11 protein-coding genes are annotated in these 16,881 nt (G+C 64.1%); 1 reads left to right on the top strand and 10 read right to left on the bottom strand.

All coding sequences use genetic code 11. The features are described 5' to 3' along the window. Positions 1 to 866 precede the first annotated feature (866 nt). From FFS49_RS09265 to FFS49_RS09245, 5 genes are all read right to left on the bottom strand, one after another. Complete coding sequence (locus tag FFS49_RS09265) at positions 867 to 2,390, bottom strand: agmatine deiminase family protein (RefSeq protein ID WP_105815861.1); 1,524 nt, start codon at positions 2,388 to 2,390, stop codon at positions 867 to 869. A gap of 150 nt (positions 2,391 to 2,540) precedes the next feature. Continuing rightward, positions 2,541 to 3,653 (bottom strand): agmatine deiminase family protein, encoded by a 1,113-nt coding sequence (locus FFS49_RS09260; protein WP_039358706.1) that lies wholly within the window; start codon positions 3,651 to 3,653, stop codon positions 2,541 to 2,543. A 76-nt stretch (positions 3,654 to 3,729) separates the two neighbouring features. After that, positions 3,730 to 4,842 carry a polyamine ABC transporter substrate-binding protein gene (locus tag FFS49_RS09255; RefSeq protein WP_082139518.1) on the bottom strand — a complete coding sequence of 371 codons (1,113 nt, stop codon included), beginning with the start codon at positions 4,840 to 4,842 and terminating at the stop codon, positions 3,730 to 3,732. Between the two features lie 10 nt (positions 4,843 to 4,852). Beyond that, positions 4,853 to 5,767 (bottom strand): N-carbamoylputrescine amidase, encoded by a 915-nt coding sequence (gene aguB / locus FFS49_RS09250; RefSeq protein WP_105815862.1) that lies wholly within the window; start codon positions 5,765 to 5,767, stop codon positions 4,853 to 4,855. 46 nt (positions 5,768 to 5,813) lie between these two features. Continuing rightward, complete coding sequence (locus FFS49_RS09245; protein WP_039358712.1) at positions 5,814 to 6,851, bottom strand: agmatine deiminase family protein; 1,038 nt, start codon at positions 6,849 to 6,851, stop codon at positions 5,814 to 5,816. A gap of 101 nt (positions 6,852 to 6,952) precedes the next feature. Here FFS49_RS09245 and FFS49_RS09240 point away from each other — a divergent pair, with 101 nt between their 5' ends. Then, a complete protein-coding gene (locus FFS49_RS09240; RefSeq protein WP_105815863.1) occupies positions 6,953 to 7,882 on the top strand; it encodes a LysR family transcriptional regulator in 930 nt (309 codons plus the stop codon). 87 nt (positions 7,883 to 7,969) lie between these two features. Here the strand turns inward: FFS49_RS09240 and FFS49_RS09235 are convergent, their stop codons facing one another. The 5 genes from FFS49_RS09235 to FFS49_RS09210 form a co-directional block, all read right to left on the bottom strand. After that, positions 7,970 to 9,274 (bottom strand): MFS family transporter, encoded by a 1,305-nt coding sequence (locus tag FFS49_RS09235; RefSeq protein ID WP_039358719.1) that lies wholly within the window; start codon positions 9,272 to 9,274, stop codon positions 7,970 to 7,972. Between the two features lie 232 nt (positions 9,275 to 9,506). Continuing rightward, positions 9,507 to 11,186, bottom strand: a complete 1,680-nt coding sequence (locus FFS49_RS09230; protein ID WP_039358723.1) for a SpoVR family protein — start codon at positions 11,184 to 11,186, stop codon at positions 9,507 to 9,509. Next, complete coding sequence (locus FFS49_RS09225; protein ID WP_039358726.1) at positions 11,183 to 12,451, bottom strand: YeaH/YhbH family protein; 1,269 nt, start codon at positions 12,449 to 12,451, stop codon at positions 11,183 to 11,185. The genes FFS49_RS09230 and FFS49_RS09225 overlap by 4 nt, the downstream gene beginning before the upstream one ends. 125 nt (positions 12,452 to 12,576) lie before the next feature. Further along, positions 12,577 to 14,499: a PrkA family serine protein kinase gene (locus FFS49_RS09220; protein ID WP_011351905.1), complete on the bottom strand. Its 1,923-nt coding sequence runs from the start codon at positions 14,497 to 14,499 to the stop codon at positions 12,577 to 12,579. A gap of 551 nt (positions 14,500 to 15,050) precedes the next feature. After that, positions 15,051 to 16,817 (bottom strand): methyl-accepting chemotaxis protein, encoded by a 1,767-nt coding sequence (locus tag FFS49_RS09210; RefSeq protein WP_105815864.1) that lies wholly within the window; start codon positions 16,815 to 16,817, stop codon positions 15,051 to 15,053. Positions 16,818 to 16,881: the final 64 nt, after the last annotated feature.

The raw sequence follows: 16,881 nt of genomic DNA, 5'->3' as shown, positions 1-16,881 counted from the left end.
CCTGTCTCGTGGGTTCGGAGAATGTTATAAGAGGCAGTTCCTTTAAAAATTGACGGTTTCTCGGAACAGCCCGTTCGAAGCGGCGGCATTCGATCCTTTTTGCCGATTACCCGCAGCACGAACCGGGTCGCCTCATCCCGGAATGGAAAAATAGTTTCGGCCGGAAATTTGACGACCGGCAAATTTTATTAATTAAAATTATTTTTCGATATCGTACGAGTATGAAATATTCGCCCAATTTATCGAAACATGAGGAATTCGCATGAGCGCGACGATCCAACGCCGGCGCACCGGACAGATAGTCCACGATGCTGGCTCCGCAAGTACTCACGGTGTTTCGACCAATAGCCGCCATCGGAGCGAAGCTTCGAGTAGTGGTCCAATCGGCATCCTTCATTCCGAATGAAACAAAACCCGAAACAATCTCTCGCTTTGCTCCAGATTAAGGACGCATCTCATCGATCTTACGATGAAGTCTTATTGAAATTGAGTTGGATTTAGTACAAATCTCATAGGCGTACGTCGCACACCAATCTTCAATCAATAATTGATCGGGAATATTGCGTACCGGCAACTGGATTACGCTTTCCGTACTGATTCGTCATGGCGGAAGACAGATTTTCCGCAGTCGCATCGATATACGCGTCGTCATGGACTCGTCCGATGCGCGTCATTCCGGTCTGACACCGCCCCCGCCCGCGTACCGTCGGGCAGCCACGAATGCAGCGCGCAAAAAAAGACGCCCGCTGCAAGCAGCGGGCGCGAATCCCAGTCAAGGAGGTGTCACACGAACTACAGGCCCAGATTAAGGAATTCGCCCGTCACGGACAACGAATCGATTTCAATATCGATATGACGGGGCACGCTCACGCCGGCACTTCGCGGGTCGAGCAGTGGATGCCGCCGCCGCCCGACGCGATGCCGAGGATGTCGACCTGTACGATCGCCCGGCTTCCCGCGTACGGCCGGATGGCGGTGACGGCGGCCGCGTCGGCCGCCGCGTCGTTGAACTTCGGCATGACGATCGCACCGTTGCACGTGTAGAAATTGATGTAGCCGGCCGCGAAATTCGTCATCTGCCGGTCGTTCAGGCTGGTGCCGGCCGACGTGCCGAAATTGGCTGGCGGCACCAGCTCGACGATCTGCAGCGGTCGGCCGTTCGCGTCGGTCTGGCCGGCTAGCCGTTGCCGGTTGGCGTCCGTCAACGCGCGTTCGCCGGTCGAATTCGACGCGTCGTAACAGCATGCGACCACGCCGGGCGCGAGAAAGCGCGCGTAGAAGTCGACGTGCCCGTTCGTGATGTCGGTCTCGCCGGCCGGGGTCGCCGCGCCGCCGGCACCGCCTACGCCGCTGCCGCGCGGATAGGTCGCCGTACCCGGCAGCCAGATGATCTTCCGCACGCCGAGCGTGCGCTGCAGTTCGGCGAGCACCGTGTCTTTCGCCGTCGGCAGCAGCGTCGCATTCGCGATCGCGCCGTTCGGGATGTCGAACAGTTGCGGATTCCGGTTCACGTGCAGCACCGACGACTCGGTGAGGATCGCCGTCGCGTCGCCGTCGAATTCGATCGCACCGCCTTCGAGCGTCAACGTGCTGCGGATCAGGCTCGCGCCCTTGCGCTGCGCCATCCAGCCCGCCACCGCGTTGTCGCGCCCGAACGGCTGGAAGAACTTGCCCGCCTTCGACCGGTCGCTCGCGGCCTCGACTTCCGGCGGGACCGTCGCGCCGGGGCGCATGCCGGCGCCGTCGGTGTTCGCGTTGCCCCATCCGTTGAAATTGAAGTCGACCGCGTTCAGCGCATTGTCGTTCGTCGAATCCCTGACGAACAGGCATCCCGTGTCGCGCACCCAGAAATCGTCGAAGCCGTCGGCGAGCGGCACGAGGTTGATCCCGCCGGATCCCGCGGCGCGTGCCGCATAGCGCGCGTGCAGGTCGGGGTTCGCGACGCTCGCGGTCGCGAGCAGCGCGCGGGCCGCGTCGAGATCGGCCGGCAGCACCAGCATGTCGACCGGTTCGGTTGCGCCGATCGCTTTCGCGACGTCCATCAGGTCGGCCCGCACGCGGTCGATGCCGGCATCCGTGCTTTGCGGCGTGACGGGCATCCAGATGCCTTCCGCGCCGGACGCGAAGGCCATGTAGGTCGACGCATGCGGCGCATCTTCGGCCGGCAGCCGGTACTTGACCTGCCGCGTCGACGGCGTCGTGCCAGATGTCGTGCCTGGCGACGTGGAAGCCGCGTCGGCGGCACCATCGCCGCCGCCGCAAGCCGTCAGGCTGCCCAGCAGCGGCAAACCGAGAACGGCGGTCGAATATCGAATGAAGCCGCGCCGGCCGTTATCCGGTGTGGGCCGCATACGCTTGCCTGTGCTCGCGCGGGTACGTCGTTTCATCATGATTCAACTCCATTGCGCGGTCGGCGCGCACGCGTGCACGCCGGCTTCCGTCTTGCAAGACGGAGTCCGCTTTGTTTTCAGTAGTCCGGAACGAAAGGGGGCCTGCTACGGTCACCCGGGCGGCGGTCGCGCGCCGGCCTGCGGCCGTACTCAGGCCGGCTGCTGTTGCGTGGTGCAGTGGATTCCGCCGCCGCCCGCGGCGATGCCGTCGATGTTCAGCTGGATGATCTCGCGCCCCGGAAACAGGTCGACGAGCGTGTCGCGCGTATTGCGGTCGGCGCGGCTGTCGCCGAATTGCGGTGCGATCACCGCACGATTGCACACGTAGAAGTTGATATAGCCGGCCGCGAATTCGTCGTTCTCGTATTGATGCCGGACGGACTTCGGGCCCGGCAGCACGACGACCTTCAACGGGCGGCCCTTCGCATCGGTGGATTTCCGCAGGATCTCCAGATGCTGCCGCGTCACCGCGTGATCGTACGACGACGGATCGGTATCGAGCCCGGCCACCACGACGCCCGGGCTCGTGAAGCGCGCATAGAAATCGGTATGCCCGTCGGTGATGTCCTTGCCCGCGATGCCCGGCAGCCAGATGATCTTCTTCAGCCCCAGCAACCGGCTCAACTCCACCTCGCACTGGGCCTGGCTAACGCCCGGATTGCGGTTCGGATTGAGCACGCAGCTGCGGGTGATGATCGCCGTGCCCTCGCCGTCCACCTCGATGCCGCCGCCTTCGAGCACCAGCCGCGTGTCGACCAGCCGCACCCCGGCGCGCTCCGCCACGAACGGCGCGACTTCCGCGTCCTGGTCGTGCTCCTGCTTGTTGCCCCAGCCGTTGAAATTGAAGCTCACGCCGCCGAGCTGGCCCGACGGGTTCTTCACGAACACGGGCCCCGTGTCGCGCATCCACAGATCGTCGACCGGGCGCTGGACGAGCTCGACCGATGAACCGCACAGCCGCGACGCGATCGCATAGTCCTGCTCGCGCACCAGCATCTTGAGCGGCTCGTGCGCGGCGATCGCCTTCGCGATCGCGGCCAGGTTCGCGCGCGCGACGGGCAACAGCCGCGCGCCCCAGATGTCCTCGCTCGGGCCGAACGCCATCCAGGTCGCCGTATGCGGCGCCCCCTCGTCCGGCATGTGCCAGGTTGCGCCCTGCTGCGCGTGCGCGGCGCGGCCGAGCAACCCGCCCAGCGCGCCGGCGGCCAGCGCCGCCCCCGATACGGACAGGCCGCGTTTCAACAGTTGACGTCTCGTTGTCATGGCATTCCTCTTTCGCTCGCCGGTTGCTTCGTTTGCTTCGGTGGTTTCAATCGTTCGGTGACTTCGTGATGCGCGGTCACGGCCGCGCCGTCTTGAAGCCGAGCCAGGTCCGGCCTTCCAGGCGCATCGCCGCCGGCGATTCGGCGATCGGCGTGAACAGCGTACGCCGCGTCGCCTCGTCCGGATAAATGCCCGGATTGCGTACCAGCGCCGGGTCCATCAGCTTCAGCGCGCCCTGGTTCGCATTCGCATAGCGCGTCGAATTCGAGATCTTCGCGATCACGTCCGGGCGCAGGATGTAGTTGATGAATGCATGCGCGTTGTCCGGATGCTTCGCGGAGGCCGGAATGACCATCGCGTCGAACCACATCAAGGTCCCGATCCGCGGAATGTCGTACACGACGTCGCGTTTCGGATCGCGCGCCTTCGCCTTCTGCGCGGCCAGGCTGATCGCGCCGGAGAAGCCGACCGTCACGCACAGCTCGCCGTCGATCAGCTCGTTGGCATCGGACGAATTGACGAACTCGCGGATGAACGGCCGGATCTTCATCAGCATCGCCTGCGCGGCCGCATAGTCCTGCGCGGACGGATGCATCGGATCGTGGCCGATGTAGCGCAACGCCAGCGGCAGTACGGTGCTCGCGGAATCCTGCAGCCCCAGCCCGCACTTCGCGGAGACGCGCGCCGCGATCTCCGGCTTGAACAGCAGGTCGAGGCTGTCGGCCGGCATGTCCTTGCCGAGGATCGCGCGCACCCTGGCGCGGTCGTAGCCGACGCCCACGGTGCCCCACATGTACGGCACGCCGTACTGGTTGCCCGGATCGGATTGCGCCATCTGCTTCAGCAGCGACGGATCGAGATACTTCAGGTTCGGCAGCCGGTTCCTGTCGAGCTTGCGAAACACGCCGGCCTGGATCTGCTTGGCCATGAAGTCGTTGGTCGGCCACACGAGGTCGTAGCCGCTGTTGCCGGTCAGCAGCTTCGACTGCAGCGTCTCGTCGCTGTCGTACGCGTCGTAGCGCACCTTGATGCCGGTTTCCTTCTCGAAGCCGGCCAACGTATCCGGCGCGAAGTAATTGCTCCAGTTGTACAGGTTCAGCACCTTCTCTTCGTCGGCGCGAGCCGTGCCGGCCAGCACGCACAGTGCGAGGCCCGGCACCGCGAAGCGCAACCCTCCTTTCCGTTTCATCGCGCTTCCCTCACCGATAACACGACGACACGCCGTCGCTGGTCAGCAACGTGCGGTACATCTCCGGGCGGCGATCGCGGAAAAAGCCCCACGACTGCCGGTTGGCACGGATCGCGTCTAGATCGAACGTGTGCACGAGCACGGCTTCATCGGTGCGGTTCGCCTCGGCCCGCTTCTCGCCGGTGTGATCCGCGATGAAACTCGACCCGTAGAACACGCCAGTGAGCCCCTGCTGCTCCGGATTGCCATTGCCGATGCCGACTTCCCGGCCGATCCGGTTCGCCGCCACCACCGGCACCATGTTGGCGGCCGCGTGGCCCTGCATCGTGCGCTGCCAGTGGCCGGACGAATCGAACGCACTGCTGAACGGCTCCGAGCCGATGATGGTCGGAAAGCACAGGATCTCCGCGCCCATCAGCGCGAGGCTGCGCGCCGTCTCCGGGTACCACTGGTCCCAGCAGATGCCGATGCCGATCCGGCCGAAACGCGTGTCCCACACCTTGAAGCCGGTGTCGCCCGGCGTGAAATAGAACTTCTCCGTATAACCCGGCCCGTCCGGGATATGAGTCTTGCGATAGACGCCGAGCACGCGCCCGTCCGCGTCGGCCACGGCGATCGAGTTGTACGCGGCATTGCCCGCACGCTCGAAGAAACCGATCGGCAGCACGATCCCGAGTTCGCCGGCCAGCGCCGCGAAACGGGCGATCTGCGCGTTGCCTTCGAACGGCTGCGCGAGTTCGAGATGACGCACGTTCTGGTCGAGGCAGAAGTACGGCATCGCGAACAGCTCCGGGCACAGCACGAGATTCGCACCCTGTGCGGCGGCCGCGCGGATCAGGCGCTCCGCGGTGGCCATGTTGTCTTCGAGATTCCAGCTGCCCGACGCCATCTGGACGGCGGCGACGGTGATGTGTTTGGACGGCATTGCGATTGCTCCTCGGTCGAACCGTAAACCGCTGACGAAACGTCGCTCAGTTCGCGACGGACGGCTGCTGCTGCGTCGAGCAGTGGATGCTGCCGCCGCCGATCGACAGCGTCGGGATCGGCAGCATCTCTACGTTACGCCCGGGGAACGCGCGACCGAATACCTCGCGCGCCGCCTGATCCTGCTCGACGCCGAACGCGGACACGATCACCGCGCCGTTCACCAGGATGTAGTTCGCATAGCAATCGCAGTAGCGCTCGGAGCCGAAGCGTTCGGTGACGATCGGCGACGGCAGGTCGAGCAGCTCGAAACGGCGCCCCGCCGCATCGGTCGCAAGCTCCAGCGCGCGGCGGTTTTCCCGCATCACGTGAAAATAGTCGCCCTGCTCCGGCAGCGCGGTCTGGCAAAGCATCCGGCCCGGTGCGATGAACGACGCGATGCCGTCCACGTGCCCGTTCGTCTCCACTTCGTCGGGATTGCCCGGCAGCCAGATGATCTTCTCGACGCCCAGCATGCGGCGCAGCTCCGCCTCGATCTCCGCGCGACTCAGGTGCGGATTGCGATTCGGATGCAGCAGGCAGCTCTCGGTGGTGATCAGCGTGCCCTGCCCGTCGACATAGAACGCGCCGCCCTCCAGCACCATGTGCGAGTTGAAGATCTCCGCGCCGGCCGCGCGTGCGATGTCCTGCCCGGCCTGCTGGCAGCCGTCGTACGGCTGGTACTTCTCACCCCAGCAGTTGAAGCGGAACACGGCCGCGCCCAGCCCGCGCTGTTCGCTCACGAGGAAGATCGGCCCGCAGTCGCGCAGCCAGTTGTCCTCGGCCGCGACCGGCAGCACGTCGACGCTCGCACCGACCATCTCGCGCGCGGCATCGGCCTGGCCGTAGTGTGCGGCCACCACGCAGCGCTGGTAGCGGGCGATCGTCCGCGCGACCAACGCGAATTCACGGCATACCTGCGCGTAGTGGCTCCCCCACAGATCCTCGCGATCGTGGAGCACCGGCCATCCGAGCCACGTGGCATCCATCGATTCCCATTCCGCGGGCATCCGGTAACCGCGCTGGCGAGCATCAAAGCGACCCATCGTTCCGTCTCCGTTGTGATTGATGGCCGATTGTGCGTCAGGTTAAACTTGATGAATATTGATATTTCTTGGCCGAATCAATCAATTCACCTCATACCTCGATGCAACGCGTTCCGTCCCTGAAGCTGCTGACCGGCTTTGAAGCCGCGGCCCGATTGGGTAATTTCTCGCGCGCGGCCGACGAGCTGCACCTGTCGCAATCGGCAATCAGCCATCAGATCCAGCAGCTCGAAGCGCAACTCGGGCAGCCGCTGTTCCGCCGGCGCGGCCGCGGTGTCGAACTGACCATCGCCGGCGAGGTCCTGCAGCGCAGCGTGCAGCGCGCGATGGACACGTTGCGAGGCGGCCTCGACCGCATCGCGACCTACCTGAACCCGGGGCTGGTCGTGCTGGTGTGTCCCGCGCCGTTGCTGCACGGCTGGCTGCAGCCGCGCCTCGAGCAGTTGCAGCAGGTCCTGCCCGACCTGTGCCCGCTGCTGTCGACCGACGAAACCGCACGCTACGTCGACGAGATCGACGTCGACATGACGATCGGCACGCGGCCGATGCTGCAGCCCGGCCTGCTGGATATCCCGTTCATGCGGGACGAATGGGTGACGGTATGCGCGACGCCGCTGGCGGAACAACTCGGACGCGTGCCGCGCGACGAGCACCCGCGGCATGCGGGCGTCATCTGTCTCGAAGCCAGCCTGACCGACGAGCGGCTGGCGACGGTGTTTCGCGAGCGGCTGTCGGCCTTCCGGATGCATGCGATCTACGACGACCAGCGGCTCGTGCTGGACGCCGTGCTGCGTGGCCGCGGCATCGCGTGCCTGCCGCGCCTCGTCGCGCAGGCGGGTATCGACCAGCGCACGCTGACCGTGCTCGAGGGCTACCCGCGCCTGCCCGGCACCACATGGTGGCTGTCGCGCATGGAAGGCCCGTCGCGCTCGCCGATCGTCGAGCGGATGTTCGAATGGCTGGTCGAGCAAGGCAGCCTGTCGAGCGCGTCCGAACCAGCGCCCGCCCACGCACCGGCTCCGCCCGCGTAATCGCACGCCGCAAAAAAAAACGTCCCGCCAGCTGGCGGGACGTTCGTCATGAGGCAAATGCGCTCAACGCGCACACTGCGCAGCCGATCACGGCTCGTGACGCAGATACCCTTCCTTGCTCGGATCGCGCATCCGCCACGACACGAGCAGCGAGATGGCACACAGCACGGTCACGTACCAATAGAAGGTTTCCTCGCTGCCGATCGACTTGAACCACAGCGCGACGTACTCGGCGGAACCGCCGAAGATCGCGTTCGCGACCGCGTACGACAGGCCGACGCCCATCGCGCGCACTTCCGGCGGGAACATCTCGGCCTTGATCAGGCCGCTGATCGACGTGTAGAAGCTGACGATCGCGAGCGCAACGGTGATCAGCACGAATGCGGCCACCGGGCTCGTCACGTCCTTCAGTGCATGCATCAGCGGCACCGTGCCGATCACCGCGAACGAACCGAACAGGATCATCGACGTGCGGCGGCCGATCTTGTCGGACAGCGCGCCGAATACGGGCTGCATCAGCATGTAGACGAGCAGCGCGACGGTCATCACGTTGCTGGCCGTCTTCGCATGCATGCCGGCCGTGTTCACGAGGTACTTCTGCATGTACGTCGTGAACGTGTAGAAGATCAGCGAGCCGCCGGCCGTGAAGCCGACCACCGTGAAGAACGCGCCCTTGTGCTGCCACACGCCGCGAATCGTGCCCGCGTTTTTCTTGTCGCGCGATTCGGACGTCGACGTCTCGTCGAGCGACTTGCGCAGGTACAGCGAGATCAGCGCGGCCGCCGCGCCGACCACGAACGGAATGCGCCAGCCCCACGCCTTCAGTTCATCGGCCGACAGCGTCTGCTGCAGGATCACGAGTACGAGCAGCGCGCACAGCTGGCCGCCGATCAGCGTCACGTACTGGAACGACGCGAAGAAGCCGCGGCGGCCCTTCAGCGCCACCTCGCTCATGTAGGTCGCGCTCGTGCCGTATTCGCCGCCCACCGACAGCCCCTGGAACAGCCGCGCGACCAGCAGCAGCGCCGGCGCGAGCGCGCCGATCTGCGCATAGGTCGGCAGCACCGCGATCACGAGCGAGCCTCCGCACATCATCAGCACCGAGATCATCATCGCGTTGCGACGGCCGTGGCGGTCGGCGATGCGGCCGAACAGCCAGCCGCCGATCGGACGCATCAGGAAGCCGGCCGCGAATACGCCTGCCGTGTTCAGCAGCTGCGTCGTCGTGTTGCCGCTCGGAAAGAATGCCGGCGCAAAGTACAGCGCGCAGAACGAGTAGATGTAGAAGTCGAACCACTCGACGAGGTTGCCCGACGAGGCGCCGACGATGGCGAACACGCGCCGCCGGGTGTCATGCGCGGACAGCGCAGCTTGGTCGCTCTGGACGTCCATGGATGGGTCAGTTCCTTTTAGTGCTTTCTGGGCGAGACGGCGGAGGCCGCCGCGTGCGGTCGCGCGTGGCACCGGTTCCGGGGCACGGCGCTACGGGATTTTAGCGAAATGTAAAGTAACGGGCTCTCCGGGTTCGTCCGGATGTAGAAAATTTTTCTCCCGTCACGCGCTCGCCATATGAAAACGCCAGCCCGCGGGCTGGCGTCCGGTGCAAACTCTCCGCTGCCGATGTTCAGATCCGCACCTCCGGCGGCACATAGCGGCACTCATAGCGCTTGCGCACGGTACCGGCCTCGTCGACGCTTTCCAGGAAAACGTCGAACTGCCAGAGCCGCGCCATGTGCTTGAGCACCTCGTCGCTGTCGTTCGACAGATGGCGGTTGTCGGTCATGAAGTGGCGCAGCGTGAGGCTGCGGTCGCCGCGCGTGTTCACCGCCCACACCTGGATGTTCGGCTCGCGGTGATGGATGTCGTACTGCCGCGACAGCGCCTGCCGCACGTACTGGTAGCCTGAATCGTCGTGGATCGCCGACACCTCGAGCGAATCGCGCATGTCGTCGTCGAGCACCGAGAAGAGCCGCATGTCGCGGATCAGGGTCGGCGACAGATACTGCGCGATGAAGCTCTCGTCCTTGAAGTTGCGCATCGCATAGTGCATCGCCGGCAGCCACGGGGTGCCCGCGATCTCCGGAAACCACTTGTAGTCTTCTTCCGTCGGCGCTTCGCAGATCCGCCGGATGTCGCTCATCATCGAGAAGCCGAGCGCATACGGGTTGATCCCGCTGTAGTACGGCTTAGTGACGGGCGGCTGGTAGACCACGTTGCTGTGCGAGTGCAGGAACTCCATCATGAAGCTGTCTTCCAGCTTCCCCTGGTTGTACAGCGTGTTCAGCAGCGTGTAGTGCCAGAACGTCGCCCAGCCTTCGTTCATCACCTGCGTCTGCCGCTGCGGGTAGAAGTACTGGCCGATCTTGCGCACGATGCGGATCACTTCCCGCTCCCACGGTTCGAGCAGCGGCGCATTCTTCTCCGCGAAATACAGTAGGTTCTCCTGCGGCTCGGGCGGATAGCGGTCTTCCTGCTCTTCCATCAGCTCGGGTTTCTTGCCCGGCAGCGTGCGCCACAATTCATTCACCTGCGACTGCAGGTACGCCTCGCGTTCGCGCCGAAGCGCGGCTTCCTTCGACAGCGAAGGCTTCTGCGGCCGCTTGTAGCGGTCGACGCCGTAGTTCATCAGCGCATGGCACGAATCGAGCAGTTCCTCGACGCGATCGAGGCCGTAGCGCTCCTCGCATTCCGCAACGTAGTTCTTCGCGTACACGAGATAGTCGATGATCGCGTGCGCGTCGGTCCACAGCCGGAACAGGTAGTTGCCCTTGAAGAACGAGTTGTGCCCGTACGCCGCGTGCGCGATGACGAGCGCCTGCATCGTCATCGTGTTCTCTTCCATCAGGTACGCGATGCACGGGTTCGAGTTGATGACGATTTCGTACGCGAGCCCCATCTGGCCGCGACGGTAGCTCTTCTCGGTCGACAGGAAATGCTTGCCGAACGACCAGTGACGGTAGTTGACGGGCATCCCGACCGACGCGTACGCGTCCATCATCTGCTCGGCGCTGATCAGTTCGAGCTGGATCGGATAGATGTCGAGCTCGTATTGCTCGGCGACCTGCGAGATGTGCGTGTCGTATTCCTCGAGCAGTTCGAACGTCCAGTCGGACGGGCACGGCAGCGGCTTGCGTTCGGCAACGTTCATACGCGCTTCCTTTTGCCCGGAGCCGGGCAAGTCGGCGGCCGGCGGCGGTGGTTCGGCCTGCCCGCGTTGCTGCGATGCGGCAGGGCCGGCCGTGTCGTCGCCGGAAGGGCGCGGCGCATAGCCGCGCGACTCGTTGTGCAGATGGCGGGTCGTCATGACATTTCCACCTGCTTTTCGAACAATTCGCGAAACACCGGGTAGATGTCCGCAGCCGATTCCACTTTTTTCATCGCGAGATGCGGCTGCGACAAGGCCAGTTGCGCGTATTCCAGCCACAGGTTCTGCTCTTCCGGCGCGACCTGGATATACGCGAAGTAACGCGTCTTCGTGAGGATATCCTCTTCCAGGATTTTGCGACACTTGGGCGAATCGTCGGTCCAGTTGTCGCCGTCGGACGCCTGCGCGCCGTAGATGTTCCACTCGGTCGGCGAGTAGCGCTCGTTCATCACCTTGCGCATCAGCTCGAGCGCGCTCGACACCACCGTGCCGCCGCTCTCGGTCGAATGGAAGAAGGTATCTTCGTCGACTTCCTCGGCGCGCGTGTGGTGACGGATGAACACGACCTCGATGCGCTCGTAGTTCCGCTTGAGGAACAGGTAAAGCAGGATGAAGAAGCGCTTCGACAGATCCTTGCGCTGCTCGTCCATCGAGCCCGACACGTCCATCAGGCAGAACATCACGGCCTGGCTCGACGGTTGCGGCTGCTTCACGCGGTTGATGTAGCGCAAGTCGAACGGATCGATGAACGGAATCCGCCAGATGCGCCCCTTCAGGTGGTGGATCTCGGCCTCGAGCACCGCGATCTCCGCGCGCCGATCTTCCGGATCGCTCTTCATCGCCTCGAGCTGCGCCTCGAGTTCGCGCAGCTCGTTGACGAGCGGCGAGCCGAGCGCGATGCGACGCCCGAGCGCGCTGCGCAGCGAACGCACGACGTCGATGTTGTTCGGCGTGCCTTCCGCCGACCAGCCCGCGCGCACGTTCTTCCAGCTCGGCACCGTCAGCAGGTGCGTCTTCACGAGGCGCGGGAGTTCGAGATCGTCGAAGAAGTACTGCATGAACTCGTCACGCGACAACTCGAACACGAAGTCGTCCTGCCCTTCGCCCTCGTTGCTCGCCTGACTGCCCCCGCCGCCCGAGCCGCCCTGCGGGCGCGGGATCTTGTCGCCGCGCACGTAGTCCTCGTTGCCGGGGTGCACGTATTCACGACGTCCGCCAGGGGCGTGCCGAAAATTCGGCTCCGCGATGTCCTTGCGCGGAATCGTGATGCTTTGCGTGCTCTGGATATCCTTGATGCTACGGTCGCGCACCGCATCGGACACGGCACGACGAATGTAGTTCTTGACGCGACGCAGAAAGCGTTCGCGGTTGGCGATACTCTTGTTCTTGCCGGCCAGCCTGCGGTCGATGATTTGATGAAGCACTCCCGGTCTCCCGCTCGAAAATCGATATGCCGGGACGCTCGCCGCACATGCCGTCTCCCGTCATGCGGGCGGCGTCTCTGAAAACACCCGTACGGCGACGCCGTACGGGCGCGGTACCGCGCGCGTCATGACGACTTGCGCACGCGCAGGTACCAGTCGCAAAGCAGCCTCACCTGCTTCGGCGTATAGCCCTTCGCGACCATCCGGTTCACAAAGTCCTCATGCTTGCGCTGCTCCTCCGCCGAACCCTTGGCGTTGAACGAAATCACCGGCAACAGTTCCTCGGTGTTCGAGAACATCTTCTTCTCGATCACGACGCGCAACTTCTCGTAGCTCGTCCACACAGGGTTCTTGCCGGCATTCGCCGCCCGTGCACGCAACACGAAGTTCACGATCTCGTTGCGGTAATCCTTCGGATTACTGATGCCGGCCGGCTTCTCGATCTTCTCCAGCTCCGCGTTCAGCGCGGCGCGGTCGAAGCTCTCGCCCGTGTCGTGATCGCGGAATTCCTGGTCCTGGATCCAGAAGTCCGCATACGTGACGTAGCGGTCGAAGATGTTCTGGCCGTACTCCGAATACGATTCGAGGTAGGCCGTCTGGATCTCCTTGCCGATGAATTCCGCGTAGCGAGACGCGAGCACGTCCTTCACGAAGGACAGGTACTTCTGCTCGGTTTCCGGCGGGAACTGCTCGCGTTCGATCTGCTGTTCGAGCACGTACATCAGGTGCACGGGGTTCGCCGCGACCTCGCTCGAATCGAAGTTGAACACGCGCGACAGGATCTTGAACGCGAAGCGTGTCGACACGCCCGTCATCCCTTCGTCCACGCCCGCGTAGTCGCGGTATTCCTGGTACGACTTCGCCTTCGGATCGGTGTCCTTGAGGTTCTCGCCGTCATACACCTGCATCTTCGAGAACAGGCTCGAATTCTCCGGCTCGTGCAGGCGCGACAGCACCGAGAACTGCGACATCATCTTCAGCGTGCCCGGCGCGCAGACGGCCTCGGCCAGCGACGAGTTGCGGATCAGCTTCTCGTAGATCTTGGTCTCTTCCGATACGCGCAGGCAGTACGGCACCTTCACGACGAAGATCCGATCGAGCAGTGCCTCGTTGTTGCGGTTGTTGCGGAACGCCTTCCACTCCGACTCGTTCGAGTGCGCGAGGATGATCCCGTCGAACGGAATCGCGCCGAAGCCCTCGGTACCCTTGAAGTTGCCCTCCTGCGTGGCGGTGAGCAGCGGGTGCAACACCTTGATCGGCGCCTTGAACATTTCGACGAACTCGAGCAGCCCCTGGTTCGCCAGGCACAGGCCACCCGAGTAGCTGTACGCATCGGCGTCGTCCTGCGCGTACTGTTCGAGCTTGCGGATGTCGACCTTGCCGACCAGCGACGAGATGTCCTGGTTGTTCTCGTCACCCGGCTCCGTCTTCGCGATGCCGACCTGCCGCAGGATCGACGGATAGCGGCGCACCACGCGGAACTGGCGGATGTCGCCGTTGTATTCGTGCAGCCGCTTGACGGCCCACGGACTCAGGATGTTCTTCAGGTAGCGGCGTGGAATGCCGTACTGTTCCTCGAGGATCGGACCGTCTTCGTCGTAGTCGAACAGCCCGAGCGGCGATTCGTTGACGGGCGAACCCTTCAGCGAATAGAACGGCACGCGCTCCATCAGTTGTTTAAGACGCTCGGCGATCGACGACTTGCCGCCGCCCACCGGGCCAAGCAGATAGAGGATCTGCTTCTTCTCTTCGAGCCCTTGCGCAGCGTGTCGGAAGTAGGCGACCACCTGCTCGATCACCTCCTCCATTCCGTAGAACTCACGGAATGCGGGATAGACCTTGATGACCTTGTTCGCAAAGATCCGCGACAGGCGCGGGTCGTTGCGGGTATCGATGTGTTCAGGTTCCCCGATTGCTTCCAGCATGCGTTCACCAGCCGTCGCGTACGCGGATGGATCGTTCTTGCAGAGCGCGAGATACTCCTCCAGCGAGAGCTCTTCCTCTCGCGTTTTTTCGAAGCGGTTCGCGAAGCTGCTGTAAATATCCATGCTACCTCCCTCGCCTGAGTCTGAAGACGTGCCTGCCTTCGTACGACTGCGCAGAAGCAAGCGCGTTCGAATTCATCCTAAACCCTTTCTTATTTTTTTTCACGAACTCTTCGTATGAAGTTCGTCATTCTCGACAACACCGCTTGGACAACACATTTCGTCGTTTTACAATCGTCGTCCCGAGTCGCAGAAACTGCATCCGCCGCGTCTCGTCGAACAACGGAACGTCTTGTGTGTTGGACACAACCGACGTCGTCACTTCTCCCCTTCATCCCTATACGTTCGAGCGGTCGTTTTCGACGACACGTTGTGCGCACCGTTACAAATTTTTTTCGCAGTGCCCTTACGGAAATACCCGTACGACGGATGCGGGAACTTCACCTGCCCCTGTGCACGCGCCCGTCGATGCAGGTCTCGCGATGCACGCGACGCGGCGCGATCGTCATTCACGCACGTCGCCTGTCACAATGTCCCAAGGCAGAAACGACGACGCCCGCATGTCGCGGGCGTCGTACGTCACCAAATGGGGATAGATGCGCGGCGCGCGCGAATCAGAAGGTTTCCCAATCATCAGCGGTAGCGCTAGCGGCCGTTTGCGCGGGCGCCGCAGAAGCAGCGACGGGCTTGCGTGCCGGCGCCGCTGCGGATACACGTTTCGGCGGCGCGTCGCGATCATCGCGCGCAGCAGCCTGGACGGGCGCCGCAACCGTTGCAGCGGCCGCACGCGGCGCGTGACGCACGGCAGCCGGAGCCGAGACGCCCGGGCGTGCCGTGTCTTCATTGAGCTGGAACACCGCCGCCGTTTCACGCAGGCGTCCGGCCTGTTCGTCGAGCGATTGCGCGGCGGCCGCGGCTTCCTCGACGAGTGCCGCATTCTGCTGCGTGACCTCGTCCATCTGCGCGACCGCGCGCGCCACCTGGTCGATCCCGCCGCTCTGTTCCTCGGACGCCGCCGCGATTTCGCCCATGATGTCGGTCACGCGCTGCACCGCGCCGATCACGTCGCTCATCGTGCGCCCTGCTTCGTCGACCAGCGAGGAGCCCGACCGGATCCGCTCCACCGACGCGTCGATCAGCACCTTGATCTCCTTGGCCGCGGTCGACGAACGCTGGGCCAGGCTGCGCACTTCGCCCGCGACGACCGCGAAACCGCGGCCTTCCTCGCCCGCCCGTGCCGCTTCGACTGCGGCGTTCAGCGCAAGAATGTTGGTCTGGAACGCGATTCCTTCGATGATCGCAATGATGTCCGCGATCTTGGCCGAGCTGTCGTTGATCTCGCCCATCGTGCCGACCACCTGGCCGACCACCATATTGCCCTTGTTTGCGATCTCCGACGCGTTCGCGGCCAGCGAGCTCGCCTGGCGTGCATTGTCCGCGTTCTGTTTCACGGTGCCGGTCAGTTGCTCCATGCTCGACGCGGTTTCCTGCAGCGCCGCGGCCTGTTCCTCGGTGCGCGACGACAGGTCGATGTTGCCGGCCGCGATCTGGCGCGCCGCGGTCGCGATCGACTCGCTGCCGCCGCGCACGGTGCGCACCGTCTCGACGAGCCCGCGCTGCATCTTGCCGAGACCCTCGAGAAGCTGGCCCATCTCGTCACGGCGATCCACGACGATCGGCCGGCGCAGGTCGCCGGCGGCAATGGCGTCGAAATGCGCGAGCGCGTCGGCGATCGGGCGGCCGATCGCACGGCTCAGCGTCAGCCACGACACGACCGCGGCGGCAAGGCCGGCCAGCAGCGCGGCGATCGCCAGCACGCGCAGCGTGTCGTACGTCGATTCCGCGTGGTCGAAGCCGGCTTGCGCATCGGTGAACTGGAAGTTGCGCAGCGCCTCGCTCGCCGTCGACAGGTCGCTATAGCTCGCCTGGAGCTGCTTCGCGCCGTTGCCGAACTGGTCGACCTGATTCGCTCCGACAACGCTCGCGAACGCGTCGCACGCGCGCTGCAATGCCAGCCGTTTCGCGGCGACGTCCTGGGCGAGCCGGTCTTCTTCCGGGCCGCGCGGCAGCGCAAGGTACTTCTGCCACCATGCGTCGGACTGCGTACGCATCGCGCGGCTTCGCGCAACGGCGTCCGCCGCATCGGGCGTGCCGGCCAGAAGCGCCGCCCGGTCAAGCGACAGACGTTCGCGCGCGGCGAAGATCTCGGCCACCGATACATCGACCGCGCTCGGCATCTGGTTCGTGAAAATATCGCGCGTCGTCTCGTTCGCGCGTGTCATTCCGTACAAGCCGAGCCCGCCGATCACACCCAGGAGCACCGCCAGAAACGCCATCGTGAGACCGATGCGCGCACGAATCGTCAGGTTCTTGAACACCATCATCCTTCCTGTGTTGCGTCGTGATGGACGGGACAGGCCCGTCGCTTCGAAGCATTGCTTCACC

It is taken from the genome of Burkholderia sp. 4NA327C6 (assembly GCF_005502655.1).
Taxonomy (GTDB): Bacteria; Pseudomonadota; Gammaproteobacteria; order Burkholderiales; family Burkholderiaceae; genus Burkholderia; species Burkholderia contaminans.
This window is presented reverse-complemented; position numbering and strand designations above follow the sequence as displayed.